General features: G+C 60.6%; 19 protein-coding genes. 9 read left to right on the top strand and 10 right to left on the bottom strand.

Translation table 11 applies throughout. The features are described 5' to 3' along the window. The first annotated feature begins 111 nt into the window (after positions 1 to 111). Positions 112 to 783 carry an SURF1 family protein gene (locus RG540_RS24020; protein ID WP_080725157.1) on the top strand — a complete coding sequence of 224 codons (672 nt, stop codon included), beginning with the start codon at positions 112 to 114 and terminating at the stop codon, positions 781 to 783. 128 nt (positions 784 to 911) lie between these two features. After that, positions 912 to 1,367 (top strand): hypothetical protein, encoded by a 456-nt coding sequence (locus RG540_RS24015; protein WP_041364197.1) that lies wholly within the window; start codon positions 912 to 914, stop codon positions 1,365 to 1,367. Between the two features lie 74 nt (positions 1,368 to 1,441). Here RG540_RS24015 and katG read toward each other — a convergent pair whose 3' ends face one another. Then, the gene (katG, locus tag RG540_RS24010; protein ID WP_041364195.1) at positions 1,442 to 3,625 is read right to left on the bottom strand and encodes a catalase/peroxidase HPI; all 2,184 of its coding nucleotides are present in this window, start codon (positions 3,623 to 3,625) and stop codon (positions 1,442 to 1,444) included. Between the two features lie 208 nt (positions 3,626 to 3,833). Here katG and RG540_RS24005 point away from each other — a divergent pair, with 208 nt between their 5' ends. Continuing rightward, complete coding sequence (locus RG540_RS24005) at positions 3,834 to 4,751, top strand: hydrogen peroxide-inducible genes activator (protein ID WP_041364192.1); 918 nt, start codon at positions 3,834 to 3,836, stop codon at positions 4,749 to 4,751. Between the two features lie 318 nt (positions 4,752 to 5,069). After that, complete coding sequence (locus RG540_RS24000; RefSeq protein WP_244446749.1) at positions 5,070 to 6,008, top strand: acyltransferase family protein; 939 nt, start codon at positions 5,070 to 5,072, stop codon at positions 6,006 to 6,008. Between the two features lie 427 nt (positions 6,009 to 6,435). Here RG540_RS24000 and RG540_RS23990 read toward each other — a convergent pair whose 3' ends face one another. The 7 genes from RG540_RS23990 to RG540_RS31230 form a co-directional block, all read right to left on the bottom strand. After that, the gene (locus RG540_RS23990) at positions 6,436 to 7,692 is read right to left on the bottom strand and encodes an MGH1-like glycoside hydrolase domain-containing protein (protein WP_041364187.1); all 1,257 of its coding nucleotides are present in this window, start codon (positions 7,690 to 7,692) and stop codon (positions 6,436 to 6,438) included. A gap of 19 nt (positions 7,693 to 7,711) precedes the next feature. After that, a complete protein-coding gene (locus RG540_RS23985; protein ID WP_041364185.1) occupies positions 7,712 to 8,770 on the bottom strand; it encodes an ABC transporter ATP-binding protein in 1,059 nt (352 codons plus the stop codon). Between the two features lie 13 nt (positions 8,771 to 8,783). Then, positions 8,784 to 9,641 carry a carbohydrate ABC transporter permease gene (locus RG540_RS23980; protein WP_041364183.1) on the bottom strand — a complete coding sequence of 286 codons (858 nt, stop codon included), beginning with the start codon at positions 9,639 to 9,641 and terminating at the stop codon, positions 8,784 to 8,786. After that, a complete protein-coding gene (locus tag RG540_RS23975) occupies positions 9,638 to 10,489 on the bottom strand; it encodes a carbohydrate ABC transporter permease (protein ID WP_041364180.1) in 852 nt (283 codons plus the stop codon). The genes RG540_RS23980 and RG540_RS23975 overlap by 4 nt, the downstream gene beginning before the upstream one ends. Positions 10,490 to 10,668: 179 nt before the next feature. Beyond that, entirely contained in the window at positions 10,669 to 11,943 is a 1,275-nt protein-coding gene (locus RG540_RS23970) for an ABC transporter substrate-binding protein (protein ID WP_041364179.1), read from the bottom strand. A gap of 41 nt (positions 11,944 to 11,984) precedes the next feature. Continuing rightward, positions 11,985 to 12,995 carry a LacI family DNA-binding transcriptional regulator gene (locus RG540_RS23965; protein ID WP_041364177.1) on the bottom strand — a complete coding sequence of 337 codons (1,011 nt, stop codon included), beginning with the start codon at positions 12,993 to 12,995 and terminating at the stop codon, positions 11,985 to 11,987. 454 nt (positions 12,996 to 13,449) lie between these two features. Further along, the gene (locus tag RG540_RS31230; protein WP_155414598.1) at positions 13,450 to 14,262 is read right to left on the bottom strand and encodes a hypothetical protein; all 813 of its coding nucleotides are present in this window, start codon (positions 14,260 to 14,262) and stop codon (positions 13,450 to 13,452) included. Between the two features lie 457 nt (positions 14,263 to 14,719). Between RG540_RS31230 and RG540_RS23955 the strand changes: the two genes are divergently transcribed. After that, complete coding sequence (locus tag RG540_RS23955) at positions 14,720 to 16,285, top strand: sensor domain-containing diguanylate cyclase (protein WP_041364174.1); 1,566 nt, start codon at positions 14,720 to 14,722, stop codon at positions 16,283 to 16,285. A gap of 85 nt (positions 16,286 to 16,370) precedes the next feature. On the opposite strand, the gene RG540_RS23950 is transcribed toward RG540_RS23955, so the two are convergent. Then, positions 16,371 to 17,030 carry a TetR/AcrR family transcriptional regulator gene (locus RG540_RS23950; protein WP_046599326.1) on the bottom strand — a complete coding sequence of 220 codons (660 nt, stop codon included), beginning with the start codon at positions 17,028 to 17,030 and terminating at the stop codon, positions 16,371 to 16,373. 163 nt (positions 17,031 to 17,193) lie between these two features. On the opposite strand from RG540_RS23950, the gene RG540_RS23945 reads away from it, so the two are divergent. From RG540_RS23945 to RG540_RS23930, 4 genes are all read left to right on the top strand, one after another. Next, positions 17,194 to 17,883, top strand: coding sequence for a hypothetical protein (locus tag RG540_RS23945; protein ID WP_197995202.1), 690 nt, complete (start codon positions 17,194 to 17,196; stop codon positions 17,881 to 17,883). 34 nt (positions 17,884 to 17,917) lie between these two features. Beyond that, on the top strand, positions 17,918 to 18,592 hold the full coding sequence (locus RG540_RS23940) for a hypothetical protein (RefSeq protein ID WP_041364173.1): 675 nt from the start codon (positions 17,918 to 17,920) through the stop codon (positions 18,590 to 18,592). 80 nt (positions 18,593 to 18,672) lie between these two features. Then, positions 18,673 to 19,671 carry a GlxA family transcriptional regulator gene (locus tag RG540_RS23935; RefSeq protein WP_255762286.1) on the top strand — a complete coding sequence of 333 codons (999 nt, stop codon included), beginning with the start codon at positions 18,673 to 18,675 and terminating at the stop codon, positions 19,669 to 19,671. A 26-nt stretch (positions 19,672 to 19,697) separates the two neighbouring features. Continuing rightward, entirely contained in the window at positions 19,698 to 20,228 is a 531-nt protein-coding gene (locus tag RG540_RS23930) for an imm11 family protein (protein WP_041364170.1), read from the top strand. Positions 20,229 to 20,277: 49 nt separating this feature from the next. Here RG540_RS23930 and RG540_RS23925 read toward each other — a convergent pair whose 3' ends face one another. Beyond that, complete coding sequence (locus RG540_RS23925; RefSeq protein WP_041364167.1) at positions 20,278 to 20,673, bottom strand: YybH family protein; 396 nt, start codon at positions 20,671 to 20,673, stop codon at positions 20,278 to 20,280. Positions 20,674 to 20,679: the final 6 nt, after the last annotated feature.

Here is a 20,679-nt window from a genome sequence, read left to right as displayed (position 1 = left end):
CCCCTCGGGGACAAGCTGGGAAGGGATAGACGCGTGGCTCTCGACCATCCTTTGACCGGAGAACCAGCGGACGTGGAACCGGCTCGTTCCAGGCTGGTCTTCGCCGCCGCGATGCTGTTGCTGACCGTCGTCTTCCTCGGGCTCGGCACCTGGCAGGTGCAGCGGCTCTTCTGGAAGCTCGACCTGATCGCCCGCGTCGATGCCCGGGTCACGGCAACCCCGGTGCCCGCCCCCTCATCGCCAGCCTGGCCCACCATCAACGCCGAAGATGACGAGTATCGGCGCGTCACGGCCAACGGCACCTTCCGCCATGACGCGGAAACGCTGGTCCAGGCGGTCACCGATCTCGGTCCCGGCTTCTGGATCCTGACACCCCTGGAACAGAAGGACGGGACCACCGTCCTCATCAATCGCGGCTTCGTGCCCGCCAACCGCCGTGACCCGGCTTTGCGGCCGGATGGGCAGCTCGCAGGTCCTGTGAAGATCACCGGCCTCATCCGCATCAGCGAGCCGGAGGGCGCCTTCCTGCGCTCCAACGATCCCGCGAACGGCCGCTGGTACTCCCGCGACGTGGCCGCGATTGCCGCCGCCAACGGCCTCGAAAGGGTCGCACCCTATTTCATCGATGCCGACGCGACGCCGATCCCCGGCGGCCTGCCCGTCGGCGGACTGACGGTGATCCGCTTCCGCAACAGCCACCTCGTCTATGCCGCGACCTGGTATCTGCTGGCGTTGATGAGCGCCGCGGCCGCCTATGCGATCCAGCGCCGGCGGCTCGCCTGAAACTTGAGGCGTGGATTTCCACGGAATAGCAGGTCCGCAACCTGTTCATCGCGCGCCGAATTTCTCATACTCGATAAACGGCATTTGCCAGCGCCGCGGGCGGGCCGGCTAAGAGCGGATTTGATTTTATGCGCCAGTTTTTCAACTCGAAATACAAGATCCTTTTCACGGCCGCGCTGTTCGTCCTGACATCGGTGTTCATGTCGATCTCCGCGACGGGCCATGTCAGCGGCAATTATATCGCGATTGTTCTGGTGGGATTCCTGTTCACGATCCTGTCGCTCTATTCGGCGGTCAGGTCGCGACACGCGGAATACCTGATCATCGGCAGCCTGTTGTTGTCGCTTTCGACACTGGTCGGGATCACCGAATTGCTGACCAAGAAGATCTCCAACATGCAATACGGAATTTATTTCTTCGCTTTCCTCGGTTGCGTCGGCCTGCTTTCGCTGGGCCTGATCGCGCGGTATCTGACCAGCGAGGGGTGGAGCGTCAGTTCCGAAAAGACGCGCGAGGCCTTGTCCGTCTGCGCCACGATCCTCGGATTCGTGCTGGCGATCGCCTCGGCCTTCGTGCCGACCTGAAAAACCCGGGGTTAAATCAGCATTGAAAAAGATGCCCGGACGTAGCTGAGCCACGTCCGGGCGATTTTTATCGATCAGACGAGATCGAAGCGGTCGGCGTTCATGACCTTGGTCCAGGCCGCCACGAAGTCCTTGACGAACTTCGCCTTGGCGTCGGACTGGCCATAGACTTCCGCGATCGCACGAAGCTGCGAATGCGAACCGAAGATCAGGTCGACGCGGGTGCCGGTCCACTTGGGCGCCTTCGTCCTGCGGTCATGACCTTCGTAAACACCATCCTTGCCGGCGACGGGCGACCATTCGGTGCCCATGTCGAGCAGGTTGACGAAGAAGTCGTTCGTCAGCGTTTCCGGTTGGGACGTGAAGACGCCGTGTTCAGGCTGGCCGGCCTTCAGCACGCGCAGGCCACCGAGAAGAACGGTCATTTCCGGTGCTGTCAGCGTCAGAAGCTGGGCGCGGTCCAGGAGGGCCTCTTCAGCCTTCATGAACTGCGTCTTGCCGCTGTTGACATAGTTGCGGAAGGCGTCGGCGCGGGGTTCCAGCGCGGCAAAGGAAGCCGCGTCGGTCTGAGCCTCGGAGGCATCCATACGGCCCGGCGTGAAGGGCACGATGATGTCCTGGCCGCCGGCCTTGGCAGCCTTTTCGACGCCGGCTGCACCGGCAAGCACGATCAGGTCGGCCAGCGAGATCTTCTTAGCCCCTGCCTGGGCAGCGTTGAAGTCCTTCTGGATGCCTTCGAGAACGCCCAAGACCTTGGCGAGCTGCGCCGGCTGGTTGGCTTCCCAGTCCTTCTGCGGAGCAAGCCGGATCCGCGCGCCGTTGGCACCGCCGCGCTTGTCGGAACCGCGGAAGGTCGAGGCGGAAGCCCAGGCGGTGGAAACCAGTTCCTGTACCGTCAGGCCGGTCGCCAGAACCTTCGCCTTCAGCTCGGCGACATCCTTGTCGTCGACGAGCGGGTGGTCGACGGCCGGGATCACATCCTGCCAGATCAGGTCTTCAGCCGGAACTTCCGGGCCGAGATAACGAACCTTCGGCCCCATGTCGCGATGGGTCAGCTTGAACCAGGCGCGGGCGAAGGCATCGGCGAATTCGGCCGGGTTTTCCAGGAACCGGCGCGAAATCTTCTCGTAGATCGGGTCGAAGCGCAGTGCCAGGTCGCTGGTCAGCATGGTCGGCAGCTGCTTCTTCGACGGGTCGAAGGCGTCCGGAATGGAAGCCTCGGCATTCTTCGCCACCCACTGCTTGGCGCCGGCGGGGCTCGTGGTCAGCTCCCATTCGAAGCCGAACAGGTTTTCGAAGAAGTAGTTGCTCCACTGGGTCGGCGTCTGCGTCCAGGTGACTTCCAGGCCGCTGCCGATTGCATCGCGACCAACGCCAGTGTTGAACTTGCTCGACCAGCCGAGGCCCTGGGCTTCGAGCTCGCCGCCCTCCGGGTCGATACCGACAAACGACGGATCGCCGGCGCCGTGAGTCTTGCCGAACGTGTGACCGCCGGCGATCAGCGCCACGGTTTCTTCGTCGTTCATCGCCATGCGGGCGAAGGTTTCGCGGATGTCGAGTGCCGAAGCGAGCGCATCGGGAGTGCCGTTCGGGCCTTCCGGATTGACGTAGATGAGGCCCATCTGCACGGCGCCGAGCGGTTCTGCCAGCTGACGTTCGCCGCTATAGCGCTCATCCCCGAGCCAGGTTCCTTCCGGACCCCAGTAGAGCTCTTCCGGCTCCCAGACGTCGGCGCGGCCGCCGGCAAAACCGAACGTCTTGAAGCCCATCGATTCAAGAGCGACATTGCCGGTGAGGATCATCAGATCCGCCCAGGAGATCTTGTTGCCGTATTTCTGCTTGATCGGCCAGAGCAGGCGGCGGGCCTTGTCGAGGTTGACGTTGTCCGGCCAGCTGTTGAGCGGCGCGAAACGCTGCTGCCCCTGGCCTGCGCCACCGCGGCCGTCGGTGATGCGGTAGGTGCCGGCGCTGTGCCAGGCCATGCGGATGAACAGGCCGCCGTAGTGACCGAAATCGGCCGGCCACCACTCCTGCGAATCCGTCATCAGGGCCTGAAGGTCTTTCTTCAGGGCGTCGAGATCGAGCGTCTTGAACTCTTCGGCGTAATTGAACGCCTCACCCATCGGGTCGGAGCGAACGGAGTGCCCGTGAAGAATCTGGACGTTCAGCTGGTTAGGCCACCACTCGCGGTTCGATCGGCCGCGAGGCGTGTGCGCGACCGGACATTTGCCGGCGTTTTCGCTAGATTTCGCATCCATGACTATCTCCTTGATTTCTTTAATTATCTGTCGTGCAAAAAGAGGCTGTTTCTGCCGAACCGTCCGGTCCGGCTGCGCTGTTTCAGACTATCGTCCCCGCCTTTCGAGCAAGGATCATGGTCACGCGCACCCTCCCTTGGATCCTTCTTATCGGAAGCGCCTCATAAATTTAAGTTGGATTTACTGATCGCCGCGATAAGTTGAGGTTATGAAGAACGTCACACTGAAACAGCTCCGTTATTTCGAGGCCCTGGCGCGGGACGGCCGCTTCCGCCGCGCCGCCGATGCCTGCGCGATTTCCCAGCCGGCTTTGTCGATGCAGATCAAGGAACTCGAACAGGAATTGGGCGGCGATCTCTTCGAGCGGAATGCGCGCGAAGTGAAACTCACCGCCTTTGGTCAGACATTTGCGCTGCGGGTTCGCGATATCCTGCGGGCGGTGGACGAACTGGCGGACCTCGCCCGCGCGTCGCGCGATCCGTTCCTGGCGCGCCTGCGCATCGGCATCATCCCGACGATCGCGCCCTATCTGCTGCCGGCGATCATCAACGACCTGAACAGGACGTTCGACGGGATCGAATTGCAGGTGCGCGAGACGCAGACGGCAAAACTGGTCCAGGAACTGGCACAGGGCGAACTGGATCTGGCAATCGTCGCCCTGCCCGTATCGGAACCGTTCCTGACCGAGCTCAAACTGTTCGACGAGGAGTTCGTGCTGGTCCGGCGACGCGAGGACGAAGGCAAGCCCGTCCCCGAACGAGAGGCACTACGCGAAATGCGCCTGCTGCTGCTGGAGGAAGGCCACTGTTTTCGCGATCAGGCCCTATCGTTCTGCAAGATAGGATCGACCCGCGCCCGGGAAGTCATGGAAGGCAGCTCTTTGTCCACCCTGGTCCAGATGGTCAGCGCCGGCATCGGCATCACCCTGATCCCGGAAATGGCAGTGCCTTTGGAAACGCGCTCGGCGCAGGTTTCGATCTCGCGCTTCCAGACGCCCCGGCCGTCCCGCACGATCGGAATGATCTGGCGCCATTCGACGCCTCTCGTCACCCAACTCCTGCAGATTTCCGAAGTAGTGCGCCGCTCAGCCGATACGGTGCGCGAACAGTATGCAATGCGGCCTTGAGACGCAGCGAAGCCGCTCCCGAAGGGAGCCGGCGGGCCACGCGCACTTGTGTGGAAAGGCGTTAAGTATTTGATCTTGGTAGGGATCAAATCGGAATGGTGCCCAGAAGAGGTGACTGGAAGCTATACAGCCACGTGAGGCAGTTTCACTATCACCAAAGTCATCATGCTTTTTGCGTCGACCGCCACAGTGAGCCAAAACATGCTGTGCTGCCGTCTAAATTTATAAGTTGTGTCTCAAGATATGAACTGCGAGCGTACCGTTCCATTCAGAGAGAACTTCTGCTAGTGGACTCTCATGCTACCCCGCCGACAACGAATGCATATCTCTGGGATTGACACCGCCCGCGCGTTGGCGGCCCTGTCAGTGGTCTTCGCTCATTTGCTGAGCCCTAGCATGCCCGGCCTGACGAAATACATCTTTACCGGCCACCCCGCGGTCATAGCGTTTTTTGTCATCTCGGGGTTCTGCATTCATTTCCCGTTCCGAGACGCTGACCTTGTCGCGACGACGTTCCTCAAGAGGCGCTTTGTTCGGATAGGCCTTCCCACGCTAGCCGCGTTTATCTGGGCTCAATTGGCGGGCATCCGCGCCTACAACCCGATCGACGGCTATATCCTGTGGTCGGTGGTGTGCGAGATGATCTATTATTCGCTCTACCCGATCTTTCTCCCGCTTTCCCGAAAGATTGGCTGGCCGAAGATGATCCTGGCGTCCGTTGTTGTCTCTTACGTCATCGTGTTGGCGCTAGGTTCTGACGAATACGGAAACGCTCACATTTACGGCGCCGGCCTGAACTGGCTTGTGGGCCTGCCTGCCTGGTTGATTGGCTGCTTTATTGCCCAGCACTATCGCAGCGGGATGAACCTTGGGAGCATCTGGCTCTGGCGAGCCGGCACTGCCTTCACGGCATCAGTCTTATATTGGGCAACTATAAACACACCAGCCGGATACTACCTGACGATGACGCCTTTCGCCGCTTTGGCGGGGGGATGGATGCTGGCTGAAGCGTCCAGCGCCGAGCGTGGTCATGCAATACAGGCAATGGAAAAGATCGGGAAGGCCTGCTTTTCCATCTATCTGATACATGCGATTGCCGCATTCGAACTTGAACATCGAGGTCTCAGAAACCCTCTGCTGGTCACCGGCTTGGCGCTTGCGATGGTCTATCCCTTCTATCGTTATGTGGAAAAGCCAGCGCACGATCTGTCCAGGAGCTTGGGCAGAAAGCGCTCGTCTCAGCCTACGGCGCTTTAAGCGCTGCTTCAGAGTTTGGAACCCGCAAGGAGGAACGCGCCGATCTGCACGGCAGAAAGCCCGTGGCTTTAAATCCGTCCTGCACATCGGCTCATCAAGTCCTCCAAGTTGAACCTTGTCCGTCACGGCACCGAAATCGGCAATCGTGTCCTGGTCGCTATCGATGTTGAAGATGAAGGCGGCGGCGCCCGTCACCAACGATGCGGAGCGATATCCGCTCCCGCTGCTCGTCCCGAGGGATTACACGATCCAAAACACCCATGACTGTCTCCAAAAGACAGTCATGAATCTGATTTGCTCAGCCTTGGAAACCCAAGAGTCCACACTTCCTAAAGCACAACCGTACACCGCAGCCGGTTAGCAAGATCAGGTGTCGGGAACCCGGGCCAGTTCCGCCTGATGGCGCGGCAGGCCACGCCTGTGAACCTTACGTCCAAGCAAGCCACATATAAGCGGCGGCCGTCCAGGAAAAGCCGAGACCGCCGCAGCCTTCGCCCGTTACCGGGTCGAAATATTCGGCAAAACCTTCCGCCTCGATCGCCGCGACCGTCGATCTGCGCAGCTCTTCCGCCGCTTCCGGATGACCGTTGCGCTTGAAGCCGTCGATCAGCAGCCAGTTGATGATCGCCCAGGCCGGGCCGCGCCAGTAGCGTTTCGGTTCCCAGCCTGCGATGCCCGGTTTGGTGGTCGGAAAGGCGACCTTGAGGCCCTTCGACCAGGCCTTCATCTCATCGACCAGCGCATCGGCGATGTTCTTTTCAAGATCGAGCGACAGAAGGGGGATGAAGCCTGCCTGTGTCGCGGCTTCGACATCCTCGCCGGAGATCAGGTCGCGGGAGACGAAGCGTGACAGGGCCGGGCGCCACTGCGCGAGTATCGCCTTGCGGGTGAGGTCGTTGAAGGCGGCGATCTCGGCGGCGTCCTCCGTCCGGCCGAATTCGCGGGCGAGATGTTCGAGGTCCTCGCCGGCCTTCAGCAGGATAGCGGTGGTCTGGATCTCGGCCACCTTGAACGGTGCCTTTCCCCATTGCATTGCGGGATCCCAGCCGCAGGCGGCATAGGTGTCGACCAGGTGGATGAAGCGGTTATAGTCCTCGTCGCGCGGACGCATCGAGGCGTTCACATGGCCGGTGTCCTTGCGCACGACCGGCGTGTCGGTGGTGGTCGGCACGCGCGCGAGCGCGATGTCCCAGGCCGGCGAGTTGTCGCTGCCGCTTTCCCAAGGATGCAGCAGGGCGACCAGGCCGGTGCCTTCCGGATCGCGTGCGGAATACCACCAGCGATGCCATTTCAGCGCGGCCTCGTAGAGCGGCAGGGTGCGGGCCTCTGCGCCGCTGCCGGCCGCCTCGAAGACCTTGCGCAGCGCGATCGCAAAGACCGGCGGCTGGGTGATGCCGGAGGTCGGGATCGTGTGACGGGTGCGCCAGACGTTCGGACCCGGGAAATAGGTGTCGCTCGGCTGGTGGAAGACGATATGCGGGATCATGCCGTCCGCCCACTGGCCCTCGATCAACCGTTCCAGCTCGCGATAGGCACGGTCGGTATCGTAAAGCGCGAAACCCATGGCGACGAAGGCGGAGTCCCAGTTCCACTGGAACGGGTAGAGCCTGTCGGTTGGCACCGTATAGCCGCCGCGGTCGTTGGCGACGAGGATGCGCTTCGCCTCGGTGATATGCACGTTCATGTCGGGTACTCCGGTATGCTCAGGCCGAAACGGCTGGAAGGGACTTGCCGCTTTCGGGCGAAAGCCAGATGATGCGCTTGCGGTCGAGCTTCAGGCCGATCGTGTCGCCGCTCCTCACGGTTTCGGACGCAGGCAGGATAACCCGCACCGGCTGGTCGTGGATCGAGCCGGTCAGCAAGAGGTGCGACCCCATCGGCTCGGCGACCCGTACCTTCATCTCGATCCCCTGCGGCAGCGGCGCCAGTTCGACCGCCTCGCCACGCAGCCCAAGCACGATTTCATTGCCGACATCTTCCGGCACCGCGAGCTGTTCAGCACCCGCCGCCACGTGGCCGTTCGAGACCGACACCTTGATGAAGTTCATCGGAGGATTGCCGATGAAACCGCCGACGAAACGTGTCGCCGGATGATTATAGATCTCGACCGGATGACCGACCTGCTCGACGACGCCGTTGTGCATGACCGCGATACGATCCGACAGGCCCATCGCCTCGGTCTGGTCGTGAGTGACATAGATCGTCGTCGTACCCGCCGATTGCAGCACGGTTTTCAGTTCGGTGCGCATTTCAAGCCGCAGCAGGGCGTCGAGATTGGAGAGCGGTTCGTCCATCAGCAGCACCTTCGGCTCGACGGCCAGCGCGCGGGCGACCGCCACACGCTGGCGCTGGCCGCCCGAAAGCTTGTTCGGATAACGGTCGAGATACGGCTCGATATGCAGCAGGCCGGCCGCCTTTTCCACCTGCGCCTTCACCCGCGCATCGTCCGCCTTCTGCATGCGCAGGCCGAAGGCGACGTTTTCGTAGACCGTCATATGCGGGAAGACCGCATAGTTCTGGAAGACCATCGCCAGCCCGCGATCCTTGGGCGCCAGCCCTATGATCGACCGGTCGCCGATGCGGACATCGCCCGAGGTCGAGGTTTCGAGACCGGCGATGATGCGCAGGAGCGTAGTCTTGCCGCAGCCCGACGGTCCGAGCAGCGACACGAACTCGCCATCGTTGATCGTCAGCGAGACCTCCTTCAGCGCCTGGAAAGCGCCGAAACTCTTGCGGATGCGGTCGATGACAATATTGGCCATGTCGATGGTCCCGTTATTTGGAGGAAATGCCCCAGATCGCGAACAGGTAACGCCTGACCGCGAAGATGAAGACAACGGAAGGGAGAATGAGCATCAAGCCGCCGGCAAAGCGGTAATGCATCGGACTTTCCGACAGCACCGTCAGCAGATAGGCCGTGAGCGTGCGGTTGCGCACCGTCAGCACCGAGGCGGCAAACACCTCGTTCCAGGAGATGACGAAGGCGAACACGGCCGTGGCGACGATGCCGGGCAAAGCCAGCGGCGCGACCACCTTGAAAAAGGCCTGGACGCGGGTGCAGCCGAACACCCAGGCGGCCTCTTCGAGTTCCTTCGGCACGCCAAGGAATATGCCTTGGGTGACAAGCGCCGCAAAGGGCAGCGCCAGCACCGTGTGGATCAGGCCGACGCCGATGATCGTGTCATAGAGCCCGAGCCGGATGAAGGAGACGGTGAGCGGCAGCGCCAGGATCGCTAAGGGAAAGGCGCGGGTCAGCAGGACCAGAAGCCGGTAGCTGTCCTTGCCCCGGAAATCGTAGCGGGCCAGTGCATAGCCGGCCGGCGCGCCCAGCAGTATGGAAAGCGCCACCGTGATGCCGGCTGCCCCCAGTGAGTTGAGAAACGACTGGACGACGCCTTCGGTTTTCAGGAACAGAATGAAGGGTTCGAGCGAAATCCCGGTCGGCAAGCCTGTCTTCGGCCAGATATAGACGCCTTGGCGACCGCCGAGCGCCCCGAGCGCCACCAGATAGATCGGCACCAGAACCCAGGCGCAGAGCGCTGCAATGCCGCTCCAGAGGAGCCAGCGGCGGGAGGAGACGAAGCTTGCGGGACGGGAAGCGGTCTCCGTCGTGCTCATGGTTTCCGAACTCATGGCAGGCGCTCCGGATCGACTTTCAGGGCCTTCAGATAGATCAGAGTCGCGGCAAGCGAGATGATCATAATCAGCACCGCGTAGACCGCCGCGACGCTGTAGTTCTGGTTCTGGTTCTGCCAATTATAGGCCTCGCCGACGAGGACCGGGAAATTGCGCCCGCCGAGCGCGTAGACCACTGCGAACACCTCGAAGGCGAGTACGGTGCGTAGGATCAGCGCCGATTGCAGGGCCGGCCGGATCAGCGGCAGGGTGATGCGCCAGAAGCGCGTCCATGGGCCGGCGCCGAAGATCTCGGCGGCTTCCTTGAACTCCTTCGGCACCTGGTTGAGGCCGGCGACGATGATGACCATGACGATCGCCGTGCCGCGCCAGATTTCCGCAACTGCGATGGCGATGAAAAGCGCGACCGGCGTCTGGTAGGACAACCAGCTCGCCTGCCGGCCGATCACACCGAGGCTGAAGAGGAGCGAGTTGAAATAGCCGGTATTCTGCAGGATCGACAGCCAGACGAGGCCGGCGGCGAGGTCGGAAATGCCAAGCGGGATGGTCCAGATCCAGAGAATGGTCTCGCGGCCACGGCCGACCTTGGCGACCATGGTGCCCATGGCAAGCGCGATGGCGATCTGCACGGGCACGACGACGATCGTCAGCAGAAAGGTATTCCTGACCGAACGGGTGAAATTGATATCGGTCACCATGCGCTCGGCATTCGCCGGCGAAGGCGCGCCATTGTCCGAGAGAGCCAGCCAGATCGTCTGCACCAGCGGCACGACGAAGAGCAGAGCCAGAAATGCGACTGACGGCAGGATCAGCAGATAGGGGATCCAGGGTCGGTTCTGGGTCATCGATTGCCCTCGCAAGGGGGCTTTGAGAATTGATCATACATCGACTTGTTCCTCTCTCCGCCACCGTATCGGAACGGAATCCAGGCATCTTGCAGTCCGCTGCTCCCGCTCCTTCGGATTTGGCATCCGGGCATTCGCGCCCGGATGCCATCAGCCTTGGGAGGCTTGTCGGATGGTGCCTATTGAACCGGGCAGGCGCCGTCGCTCTTGGCGTCCGGAGCCCAGCAGGGCGCCTTGGCGTCGGTCATCAGCTTGGCCATGGTGGCGCCCTGCTTGGCGAGCACGTCGGCGACGGGCTCGTTCTGCAGCACGATGCGCTGGAAGGCGTCCATGTAGACCTTGTTGAATTCGCCGCCCTTGTCGCCGAGGCCGACCGGGAGAAGCGAGATCACGGCGTCCTTGGAAGCCTGCGTCTTGGTGACCGCACCGGCGAGAAGCGCCACGCCCTTGTCGAGGTCCGGCGGCAGCTGGACGTTGAGGGTCGGGAAGAAGCCGACCTTCGAAGCCGTCAGCAGCTGGGTCTTCTGCGTCGTCAGCATTTCGATGACCTTCGTGGCCCCTGCCGTGTCCGGTGCGCCCTTGGGGATCGCAAGCCCGGCCAGAACCGGCATGTAGCCGCGGCCCTTGGGGCCGGCCGGTGCCGGGAAGACGACATAGTCATCCGGCGCGGCCGAGATGGCGCTCTTCAGGCGGGCGACATGGTCCCAGGCGACCATGACTTCGCCCGAGGCCAGCGGCTCCTGCATGAAGTCGTAATTGGTGGAGTTCGGGGTGACATAGGCCCAGAGCGCCTTCAGCTTCTCCCAGCCGGCTGCAGCATCTGCATTCTTGAAGGTGCGCACTACGCCGCCGGTGAAGGACGGATAGAAATAGCCCTGGAAATAACGCGCCATCAGGCCCTTCGGACCAGCCGGGAAACCGATCTGCGGCTGGCCGGTGGCAGCTTGCATGTTCTTGCCCCACTCGATCAGCTGGTCGTAGGTCAGCGCATTGATATCCGCACCTTTCGGCAGGTATTGCAGGGCTTCCTTCTTGGCGGCCATGACATAGGTCGCCTGCATCCACGGAATATACTGCTGCGTGGGCTTGCCGAGCTTGCCGAGATCAAGAACCGATTGCGGCATGCCGCCGGCGGCGAGCTTCTTGGCAAGTTCGTCGAGCGGTTCCAGCTGGCCCTTGTCGGCGAGCGGCGAAAGCTCGCCATGCAGCGCGCCTACGAGGCTGACGGTGTGCTTGCCGGCCTGCGCTTCGGCCTGCATGCGCACCGCAAACTGCGGCGGCTCCTCGACCACGTAGTCGACCTTGCCGGCATCCTTCAAAAGATCCTGCCGGACCACGGTCGCCTCCTCGATCGGGCGAAGCTGGGTGGATACGAAAACCGTCTGGGCAAGCACCGGCGAGGCAAACGCCAGCACCGTCGAGGCCAGAATTGTAAGTGACACGATATGTTTCATCTTCTCCTCCTTCATTTTCTTTGTCGTGAATGCACTGCTGTCTATGCGGCCACGGGCGGGCGGCGGTGGCTGTCGCGGTCGACGAATTCGATCGCGTGAAGCTCCTGAAGGTCTTCGGCGGGCTCTCCGGCGATAGCGCGCAGGAGCAGCGAGGCGAAGGTCGCGCCGAGGTTCTCGCCGGTCATGCGCATGGTCGAGAGCGGTGGGCTGGTGAAGGCGCCCATCGACAGGTCGTCATGCCCGACGATGCTGATCTGGTTGCCGCCGTCGACCTCGCGCAGCGCCCGCAACGCTCCGATCGCCATTTCGTCGGTGGCGCAGACGAGGGCGGTTGGACGCGACGGCTGGCGCAGCAGTTCCAGGGCTGCGAGATAACCGCCCTGTTCGAGCGGCGCCCCTTCGGCGCAGAGATCAATCGCAAGCCCGCATTCCTCCATCGCCGCCTGCCAACCGCGGCGACGGACATGCGCGAAGTAATATTCCTGCGGCCCGGCGATATGGCCGATGCGCCGATGCCCCGCTGCATGGAAGCGCAGCGTTGCGGCGCGGAACCCGGCAAAACCATCGCCGTCGATGAACGGATGGGGGATCAAGCTTTCGGTGCGGCCGTTGGTGACGAAGGGAATGCCCCGCGACTGGAGGTATTCGACGCGCTCGTCCTTGCGTTTGGTGCGGACCAGCAGCATGGCGTCGACGCGGCGCCCATCGACGAAGCGCTGGCATATTTCAAGTTCGCTGACACCCCGCGGCACAGGCGCGATGACGAGATTGAGACCGGCCGCGGCGAGATGTTCGGCGCAGCCCGACAACATGTCGAGGAAATGAGGGGGGCCGACGTGGCCAGGATCACTCGGCAGCGTCACGGCGACCAGTTCAGCGCGCTGCTTGCGCAACCGCCGAGCGGAGGCATTCGGCCGATAACCTGCAGCCTCTGCTGCCTCGCGAACCCGCTCACGGGTGGCCGCGGACACGTCGGAATAACCATCAAGTGCTCGGGACACCGTGGTAATCGACAGTCCGAGCGAATGTGCCAGCTGTTTCAGATTGGCCAAGATCTTCCTCCCGAATTGAAATAAACATTCCCCAAAACGTTTTGGGAGTCAACCAAAACGTTTTGGAGATCAATCCGGTGCCTGGCCTCTTCCAACCGCAGAATGGTAACAGGGCTATACTAGAACTGCGAAACCGATATAGCGCCGCAGGCCGCGCGGCAGTGGAAACGCCGCCCCGCGCTCACCAACGCCCCTGACAGATCAACCAGCTGATGCCCAACCAGATGCACGACATCCCATTCCCGCTGGGCCATGGGTGAGAGCTTTGTCACAGACGAAACAGTCGACTATTCCAGGTCCGAATATATTCGCGATGTCTCCACGTCGATGCAACCGGAGCCTTCCGCCGGAACGATGTCGAGACGGACCTCCCTCGAGCGCGTCGAGACCATAATCTTTGGGCGTCGGCTCAACATCTTGAACCGGACGTGATGCGCACGGAGAAGGGTTCTCCTCAAGCCCCAGCCATTATTCGCTTCAACCGCACCGCAATCGTCGCAATCTCCGGCGGCGAGGCGTCGAGCCGCTTGAGTTCCGCGTCGAGCAATACGGGCACGCTCGCCCCTTCCGGCAGCGCCGCCAGCGCCATCCCGCGCTGCCCGTCGATCCAATAGGGCTCTTCCTTCCCACCAAAGCGCGACATCGCCAGCAGCGGCCCGCCCTTGCGGTCAACGCCATATTGGAACTGAACATATTTGCCGCCCAAGACAGGGCTTATTTGGGCCACTTTGACTTCCCGAAGATCCAGCTTCGATTCCCGTCGCGCTAACCGGCGACTGCGATCGCTCTTGATGCCCCCCGCGAACAGGGCGATCCCTCCTGCCGCGATCGCCAGCACCAGGGTACTGTCCACGAGCGTACGGTTCCACAGCATGTCCAGCCCCAGCGACAGCGCCGCTCGATTGGGCTGCGATGCCGAACGCACCACGTCGACTTCGTAGTCGCCCGTGTTGAAATCCACGAACATCAATTCGATATCGTGTTCCAGGCTCTTGCCCTCGATTTCATAGGTGATATGGGCTGAGCACTCGACGAACACCACCCGCCGCGCACGGCATTCCCCATCGGTGATCGTCGCGTCGGGCACCGCCACTGGATCGCTTGCCACCAGCCAGTCATTGACCACGCCCGGCGCCTGCCACACCCCGATAAACCCCGCCACCGCCAGGATCATCAGCCCCCCGAGATAGAAAAACACACCCGGCCATACCCCCGTCTTGCGAATCCGTATTTTCCGGTCAGGCAAGACTTGATTCAGGTCTGTCACGGTCTTTTCTTTCAGCTCACAAGGCTCCTGCGCCCGCCATACTCCAGCTTTCCCGCCCTGTCTATGCACAGTCCGACGGCCCGCCCCGGCGGCAGAACAACACGCGCAGTGCCGATCAATCAAGCTGTGGGAGCGCCTTGGACGCAAGTGAAACTGGAATGCTGCAAACGGAAAAGGAGTCACGCGACGCCGGAACTCAACACCAGCAGGCGGCCGGCTTTCTCCACAGGATATACTGATCCGTTTGGAGCAAGAGTGTCTCCATTTTTTCAGGCTCTTACGTCCAGATGGATAGAAACCTCTCTATAAACTTAAAGCAATATTAAGGGCCGCGCCGATCGTTGGGTCGACAGTGTTTGCCCGGCGTAGCCATATTCCCCGATCGTGAGTGCCTTCTATCTCGAGTGAGACATGGCTCCCGCTCAGCAGTCGATTTCAGCCAGTAGCGGAGTTTCACATGTTCATTCGTGTACTCGATTGCATCAGCACCGATCATAATCCGACGCTTGTCGTCCTGGCGATTGTCGTCGCGCTCTTTTCGGGTTTTGCACTGTTCACCATCCTCGACCATGCCAGAGCGCGACATGGACGTATGAAGACCATTTGGGTATTTGTGGCTGCCTTCGCGGCGGGTGGCGGAATTTGGTCGACGCACTTCATCGCCATGCTGGGTTTTCAACCTGCTGCGTTTGTGAGCTACGATGTAGGTCTCACAGCAATGTCGGCCTTTTTTGCAATTGCCTTTGCCGCAGCTGCAACCCCCCTGTTACTGTCGCCTAGTCTTGTCAACGCTCTCGCGGGCGGTCTTCTTCTCAGCGCCGCAATTGGCACCATGCACTTCATCGGCATGAGGGCTCTGCTATTTGCCGGCACTTTCGAGTGGCATTTGCCTCTCGTTGCGCTTTCGCTCTGCGCGGGCAGCCTGCTGGTGATCGCTGCGACATTCGTTGGGCGTCGACGTGTCTCGGTCGGATCTCGCCTTGCCGCGGGAACCTTATTCGGTGCAGCTATCTGCACACTGCATTTCACCGCGATGAGTGCCGCCCTTCTTAAGACAGACCCGTCTCTTCGCGTTGCGGATGGGAACCTGTCGGAATTTCTCCTCGGGCTCTCCGTTGCCGTGGTCACAACATTGATCGTGGTCTTCAGTCTGGTGACGGTTATGTTTGATCGACGTGCTCACGACGCGACCGCCGATGCCCAACAGATGCGATGCATTCTTGAGGCCGCACAGATCGGCATCCTTGTTTGTCAGGATGATGAGATCATCTCGGCAAACAAGGCATTCGAGCGGCTCGTGGGCTGTGAAGGGTCGAGTATCGAAGGTCGTGCCGTTGCCGACTTTTTTGAACTCCCGGCATGCGTCAATCCTCAGATACCTCGCCTTTACGAGACCGAGGGGCAACTAAGGACGGCCAATGGGGTGCGGGTGGACGTTGCGCTCAACACAACACCGATCCTGTCCGGAGACACGTTGCGACATCTCGTCGAAGTTCGCGATATTGGCGATCATAAACGTGCTCGTGATCGCTTGGACTACCTCGCCAACCATGACGAGTTGACGGGACTTCCGAATCGCAGGCTGTTAAATGCCGAGCTGCGAAAAGAGGCGCTGTCCAATCAGGAGTTTGGGCTACTGTGGGTCGATCTCGATCGTTTCAAGGAGATTAACGACACGCATGGGCATGCGATCGGAGATGCTCTTCTCCACGCGGTGGCGCAACGCTTCCGCTCGGTTCTGGACGAGCAGCATTTGCTTGCGCGTGTCGGTGGAGATGAGTTTGTCGTTCTGTTCAAGCACTCATCAAGACAACGCGATCCCGCCAGCGCGGCTGAAAGCCTGTTGAAGGCAATGGTCAATCCGATTGTCGTTGACGGCCAAATGCTGGAGGTCGGGATTTCTATCGGTCTGGCAAGATACCCCCATGACGCGAAGTCGACAGACGCTTTGATGCGCCGAGCCGATCTTGCTCTTTATGAGGCAAAAAAGACCGGCCGCAGCCGCTACGCCGCCGCGTCGTGAGTCTTGCATTGTCGGTCAGGTGGCGATACCGCCATGGCTCCTTCGCGGTTGCGCATCCACGGCCACCACCATGGCCGGTCGGCGATCAGATCGTCTCCTCTGGCAGTGTGATTGGGCCGCTCCTGATTGACGAAATATAGTTCTTTAGGACCGTCTGGACAGTATCTTCTGCCGTCTGTCCAGGCATTGCCCACTGCGCGAAATGACCATCGATGTACATACGGGCAAGCCCGTAAACGAGCGCCCTTGCGGCAATTTGTGTTTCCATGATGTCGTTTGACTGAAGCAAATTTCGCCGCCTGGCCTCCAGCATCGCTCCCTCGACAAGCAGACGCACGGCGTCGTTGTCCCGGCGTAGAGATTCAGAATTTTCCCAATCAATCAGGCTCCGCGTCGAGATGATCTGGAAGTGTGTCGGGTTTCGAATAGCCCATCGCAGATAGGCCACTCCCACCGCTGCAAACCGATCAACCGGATCGTCAGTGATAACTGCCTCCACCGCGCTGACGATCTCCAGCCTAAAACGCGCCATCGCCTGCTCAGCAACAGCTGTCATCAAAGCGGTCTTGTTGCTGAAGTGCCGGAAAGGGGCACCTGGGGAAACGCCAGCCCGTTTTGCTACTTCTCGAACACTTACGTTGGCGGGGCCGTCCTCCTCGACAAGTTGAACAGCCGCATCGATCAGCGCCTGCCGGAGATTTCCGTGATGATAGCTTGGGCGATCTTTGCCCTGGTCTTCGCTCATGGGTGTTTCCGTTCGGTTGGATGGCATTCGGTATCACAACGGCATGAGAAATGTAATCGCTGTTTACACTCTTCACAAATGAATGTAAGCAGTGATTACAAACGGGAATTGGAACACCTTGCGATCCTCGCAACTCTCTACTTTCCCGGATGGAGGAAACATCATGCTCGCGAAAAACGCCCCTGCTTTATCGGCTACGCCATCCAGCAACCTCGCAGTCTCCAGCTCCACCACAAGGTTCCGGCCATTTTCGGCGATGTCCGGCGCCTCAGACGGTATCCTTTACCGCGTCGCAGCTGTCTGTGGAGTAGGAAGTGCAATCATACTGCTGATCAATGCGGCCAAGCGTAGCGGATTGATCGCGACCACCAATTTCACCCAAATTCTCGCACCCCTTGCCGAAATTCTGGCGCTTGGACTGATCGTCGGTTTGTTTCTATCCGTCGGCCGCCGTACCGGCCTGTTTGGGCTGATTGCCTTCGTTCTCAACTTCGCGGCCCTTGCGAGCCTGGAAGGTGTGGAAGTCGTCATCAATCTGGTATTTTCCAAACTTCCAATGGCAACCGTCGTTGAGCTTCAGGCGGGACCCCTCGGGCTGGTCCTCGTGGCGAGTTCATTGCTGTTTCTCTTCGGGACATTTGCGTTTGTAATCTCGCTTGTGATCGCAAAGGACGTACCCCGGATTCCACTTGCGCTCTATTTCCTAAGTGCGATGCCGATTGCACTTCGCGCTTTCGTACCGGAACTAGCGCTTGACCTCGGCCTGGCAGGCCTGGCAGCCGCGTTGATTTGTCTTTCGATGTGGCTATGGACGCGCGCAAGCACATTCGCCCAGCCTGCCTACGAAGTGTAGCCTCTGTGAGTTCACCGAAGCGATTGGCTTATGAATGTGGCACGGCGCTGCGTTTATCGCCCTGGCGATCGGCGCGCTGTTCTCCTCCATCCTGCCGACCTTCCCCGCGAAAGCGTGCTCGTCGCCCTCCGGACATGCTTTCGCGACCGCCTTCCTCAAATGCGTCAATTCCTTCCATTGCGTTGCATCTGCTTCAAGCCTACGTAGGGGCGATGAAGACAATCATCAGCCACAACGTGCAGAGGCCATAATGGGTTGGCTGATCGGCGGCGCGATAGTTTTGATAACTTTCTTGTTTTCGCGCAGAGCCGGCGCCGTTGTGGTCGCTTCGCTCGCCGTTGCCTGGGTCGGACTTTGGCTCGTCACGGATCGTAAAAGCGAGCAGGAGCCCTCGAACCAATCCGTCTCTATCAATGCGAACCCCGATCCTCAGTTGTGTCCAAATCCGGATATGCCGATCTCGGTCCGGATTACCAATCATGCGGACACGGCCCTTCAGACTGTCTCATTCAGCCTAGTTGCCAAGCAACGCAAGTCGATCGTTTACAGGGCGTCCCATACGAGTGATGAAGTCATCGCGCCGGGAGATACCTTCTCGACGTGCTACGGACTAAACCCTCTTTCCTTTGCGATCCGCACTGTCCGCTATGAGCCGCGAGAACTGGATTGGGTGGGCGAAACTTCCCTAACCCGGTTTGCGAGCTCCTAAGCCGCGCTGCACGCCCGTGCACGACCTTCGACATTGGTCGCGCCAGCCTTCGGAAAGATTGAGACGCATCTCTGGCGGAAATGACAAATAAATGGCATTTTCCGCCAATGCACCATGTCGCTTTCGTCGTTTATCCCGGCTTCGAGCTTCTCGACATGTCGGGGCCGGTTTCGGTCTTCACCAGCGCCAATCGATCTCTGGGGTTGCGTGAGAAACCGCCGTTTTATGCCATCGACCTTGTATCGGCGGCGGGCGGGCCGGTGACGAGCAGCGGCGGGGTCACCGTCGAGACGCAAAGCCTGAAAGAACGCGCCCACGAGGCGGTCGATACGCTCCTTGTCGCCGGCGCCGAGCGCGAGCACCTGTTGCCGGTCCTTGCGGATCCGGCCTGGCCAGCATGGCTTCCGAAGATGGCGAGCAAGGGGCAACGGTTCGGCTCCGTCTGTTCCGGCGTGATCGTCCTTGCAAGGCTCGGACTGCTGGACGGGCATCGCGTCGCCACCCATTGGGATGCCTGCACGCCGCTCGCCGCGGCCTATCCGTCGGTCACCGTCGACGAGGATTCGCTCTACGTGGTCGATGGCCGGCTGTGGACCTCGGCTGGGGTGACCACCGGCATCGACATGACGCTCGCCATGGTCGCGCACGATCTGTCCGCCGACATTGCCGGCGAGGTCGCCAAACGGCTCGTGCTTTACGCGCGACGCCCCGGTTACCAATCCCAGTTCAGCCCATTGCTTCAAGCGCAGGTGAAAGCTGATAGCCCTTTCGCCGAGTTGATCGCCTGGATACTGGAAAACCTCGCTTCACCCCTGGATGTTACCGTATTGGCCGATCGCGCCGGCCTGAGCGAGCGGACATTTCATCGCAAGTTCGTGGCGGCCATCGGCGAAACGCCGGCCCGGTTCGTCGAGACGGCGCGCCTTGATGCCGCCCGCATGCTGCTGTGCCGCGGGCTTGCGCTGAAATCGGTCGCAACCCAGGTCGGCCTTTCGCCGGCGACACGCTTCTCCGAAGCCTTCGAACGCCGCTTCGGCATCGCCCCACGGCTGTTTCGCGAAATGCACGCGGAGTTCTGACCATTGACCGCCAGGAGAAACCCGCGATGCCGCTGACAGTCTACAAGTTCGAGGTCATCGAAGGTCAGGAGTGGATATTTCCGGCCGATGACGACGACTATGAGACCTTCTCTGCAATGGATGGGCGCGTCATTCAGGATTGGATCGCTCCCGTCATGAAACTGGACGCGGCGGACCGGACCTATTCCGACTTCCCCTGGCTAGGCGAGCACGCGCCGATCCTGAAAAGACCCGCAGTCGACGCACTGGCGCCGGTTCTCGTCGAGCATGGGCAGCTTCTGCCCATAAAGGGGGAAGAGGTTTGGCTATTCAACACCACGACGGTCCTCGACGCCCTCGATCATGAACAGTCACGCATCGTCTATTTCGACAACGGAGACATTCTCGATATCGAGCGTCATATCTTCCGGAGGGAGAAAATTGGAGCCGCACAGCTCTTCAAACTGCCGATGCGGGCTTCGGCCATCTATGTCACCGACAGTTTCGTGGAACAGGTCAGCAGCGCTGGACTTCGCGGTGTCTCGTTCATCCGCGTGTGGACGTCAGCAGAGAAATGAGCAGGCCGCGCCGGGCTGGCTGAGCCCGTAAATCTGCCATCCGGCCTCATTATTCGATGAAGCGCTCTTCGGTCGTCGGCATGGAATGGTGTTCGTGCGTGATGACCCATTCTCCATCCTGCCGTTCAAGACCGATGGTCAATCGGAAATCAAGCGGTCCAGCCGACGTGCCATAGCAATGAACCTCGCAGGTGACAAAGGCCACGTCCTGTCCCGCCGTGATAGCCAGATTCGTCGGTGCGTAAGTGATCGGTCCCTTGGGCTTGTCGAAAAAGAAATCCCAGGTCTTGTTATACGCTTCGATTCCTCTGATCGTATTCGGGAAGTCGAACATCAAAAGATCACGTGCGTGATGGGCGAGTATGCTATCGCGGTCACCTGCACCAACCGCTTTCGCCCAATCCAGTACGATTTTCTCGATCTGCTGCCGTTCGAGGTTCGACATATCCAA

The sequence above is a fragment of the Neorhizobium galegae bv. orientalis str. HAMBI 540 genome (assembly GCF_000731315.1).
GTDB classification, from domain to species: Bacteria; Pseudomonadota; Alphaproteobacteria; order Rhizobiales; family Rhizobiaceae; genus Neorhizobium; species Neorhizobium galegae.
Note: the sequence above shows the minus strand (reverse complement) of the source record. Positions and strands in the feature narration are given on the sequence as shown.

Coding starts and splice junctions, on each gene's coding strand:
- RG540_RS23975 (WP_041364180.1), bottom strand. CDS start 10,489: ATGACCCAGAACCGACCCTGGATCCCCTATCTGCTGATCCTGCCGTCA.
- RG540_RS23955 (WP_041364174.1), top strand. CDS start 14,720: ATGTTCATTCGTGTACTCGATTGCATCAGCACCGATCATAATCCGACG.
- RG540_RS23980 (WP_041364183.1), bottom strand. CDS start 9,641: ATGAGTTCGGAAACCATGAGCACGACGGAGACCGCTTCCCGTCCCGCA.
- RG540_RS24000 (WP_244446749.1), top strand. CDS start 5,070: ATGCATATCTCTGGGATTGACACCGCCCGCGCGTTGGCGGCCCTGTCA.
- RG540_RS24005 (WP_041364192.1), top strand. CDS start 3,834: ATGAAGAACGTCACACTGAAACAGCTCCGTTATTTCGAGGCCCTGGCG.
- RG540_RS23970 (WP_041364179.1), bottom strand. CDS start 11,943: ATGAAACATATCGTGTCACTTACAATTCTGGCCTCGACGGTGCTGGCG.
- RG540_RS23940 (WP_041364173.1), top strand. CDS start 17,918: ATGTGGCACGGCGCTGCGTTTATCGCCCTGGCGATCGGCGCGCTGTTC.
- RG540_RS23950 (WP_046599326.1), bottom strand. CDS start 17,030: ATGAGCGAAGACCAGGGCAAAGATCGCCCAAGCTATCATCACGGAAAT.
- RG540_RS23930 (WP_041364170.1), top strand. CDS start 19,698: ATGCCGCTGACAGTCTACAAGTTCGAGGTCATCGAAGGTCAGGAGTGG.
- katG (WP_041364195.1), bottom strand. CDS start 3,625: ATGGATGCGAAATCTAGCGAAAACGCCGGCAAATGTCCGGTCGCGCAC.
- RG540_RS23985 (WP_041364185.1), bottom strand. CDS start 8,770: ATGGCCAATATTGTCATCGACCGCATCCGCAAGAGTTTCGGCGCTTTC.
- RG540_RS23990 (WP_041364187.1), bottom strand. CDS start 7,692: ATGAACGTGCATATCACCGAGGCGAAGCGCATCCTCGTCGCCAACGAC.
- RG540_RS23925 (WP_041364167.1), bottom strand. CDS start 20,673: ATGTCGAACCTCGAACGGCAGCAGATCGAGAAAATCGTACTGGATTGG.
- RG540_RS23945 (WP_197995202.1), top strand. CDS start 17,194: ATGCTCGCGAAAAACGCCCCTGCTTTATCGGCTACGCCATCCAGCAAC.
- RG540_RS23935 (WP_255762286.1), top strand. CDS start 18,673: ATGACAAATAAATGGCATTTTCCGCCAATGCACCATGTCGCTTTCGTC.
- RG540_RS24020 (WP_080725157.1), top strand. CDS start 112: ATGCTGTTGCTGACCGTCGTCTTCCTCGGGCTCGGCACCTGGCAGGTG.
- RG540_RS24015 (WP_041364197.1), top strand. CDS start 912: ATGCGCCAGTTTTTCAACTCGAAATACAAGATCCTTTTCACGGCCGCG.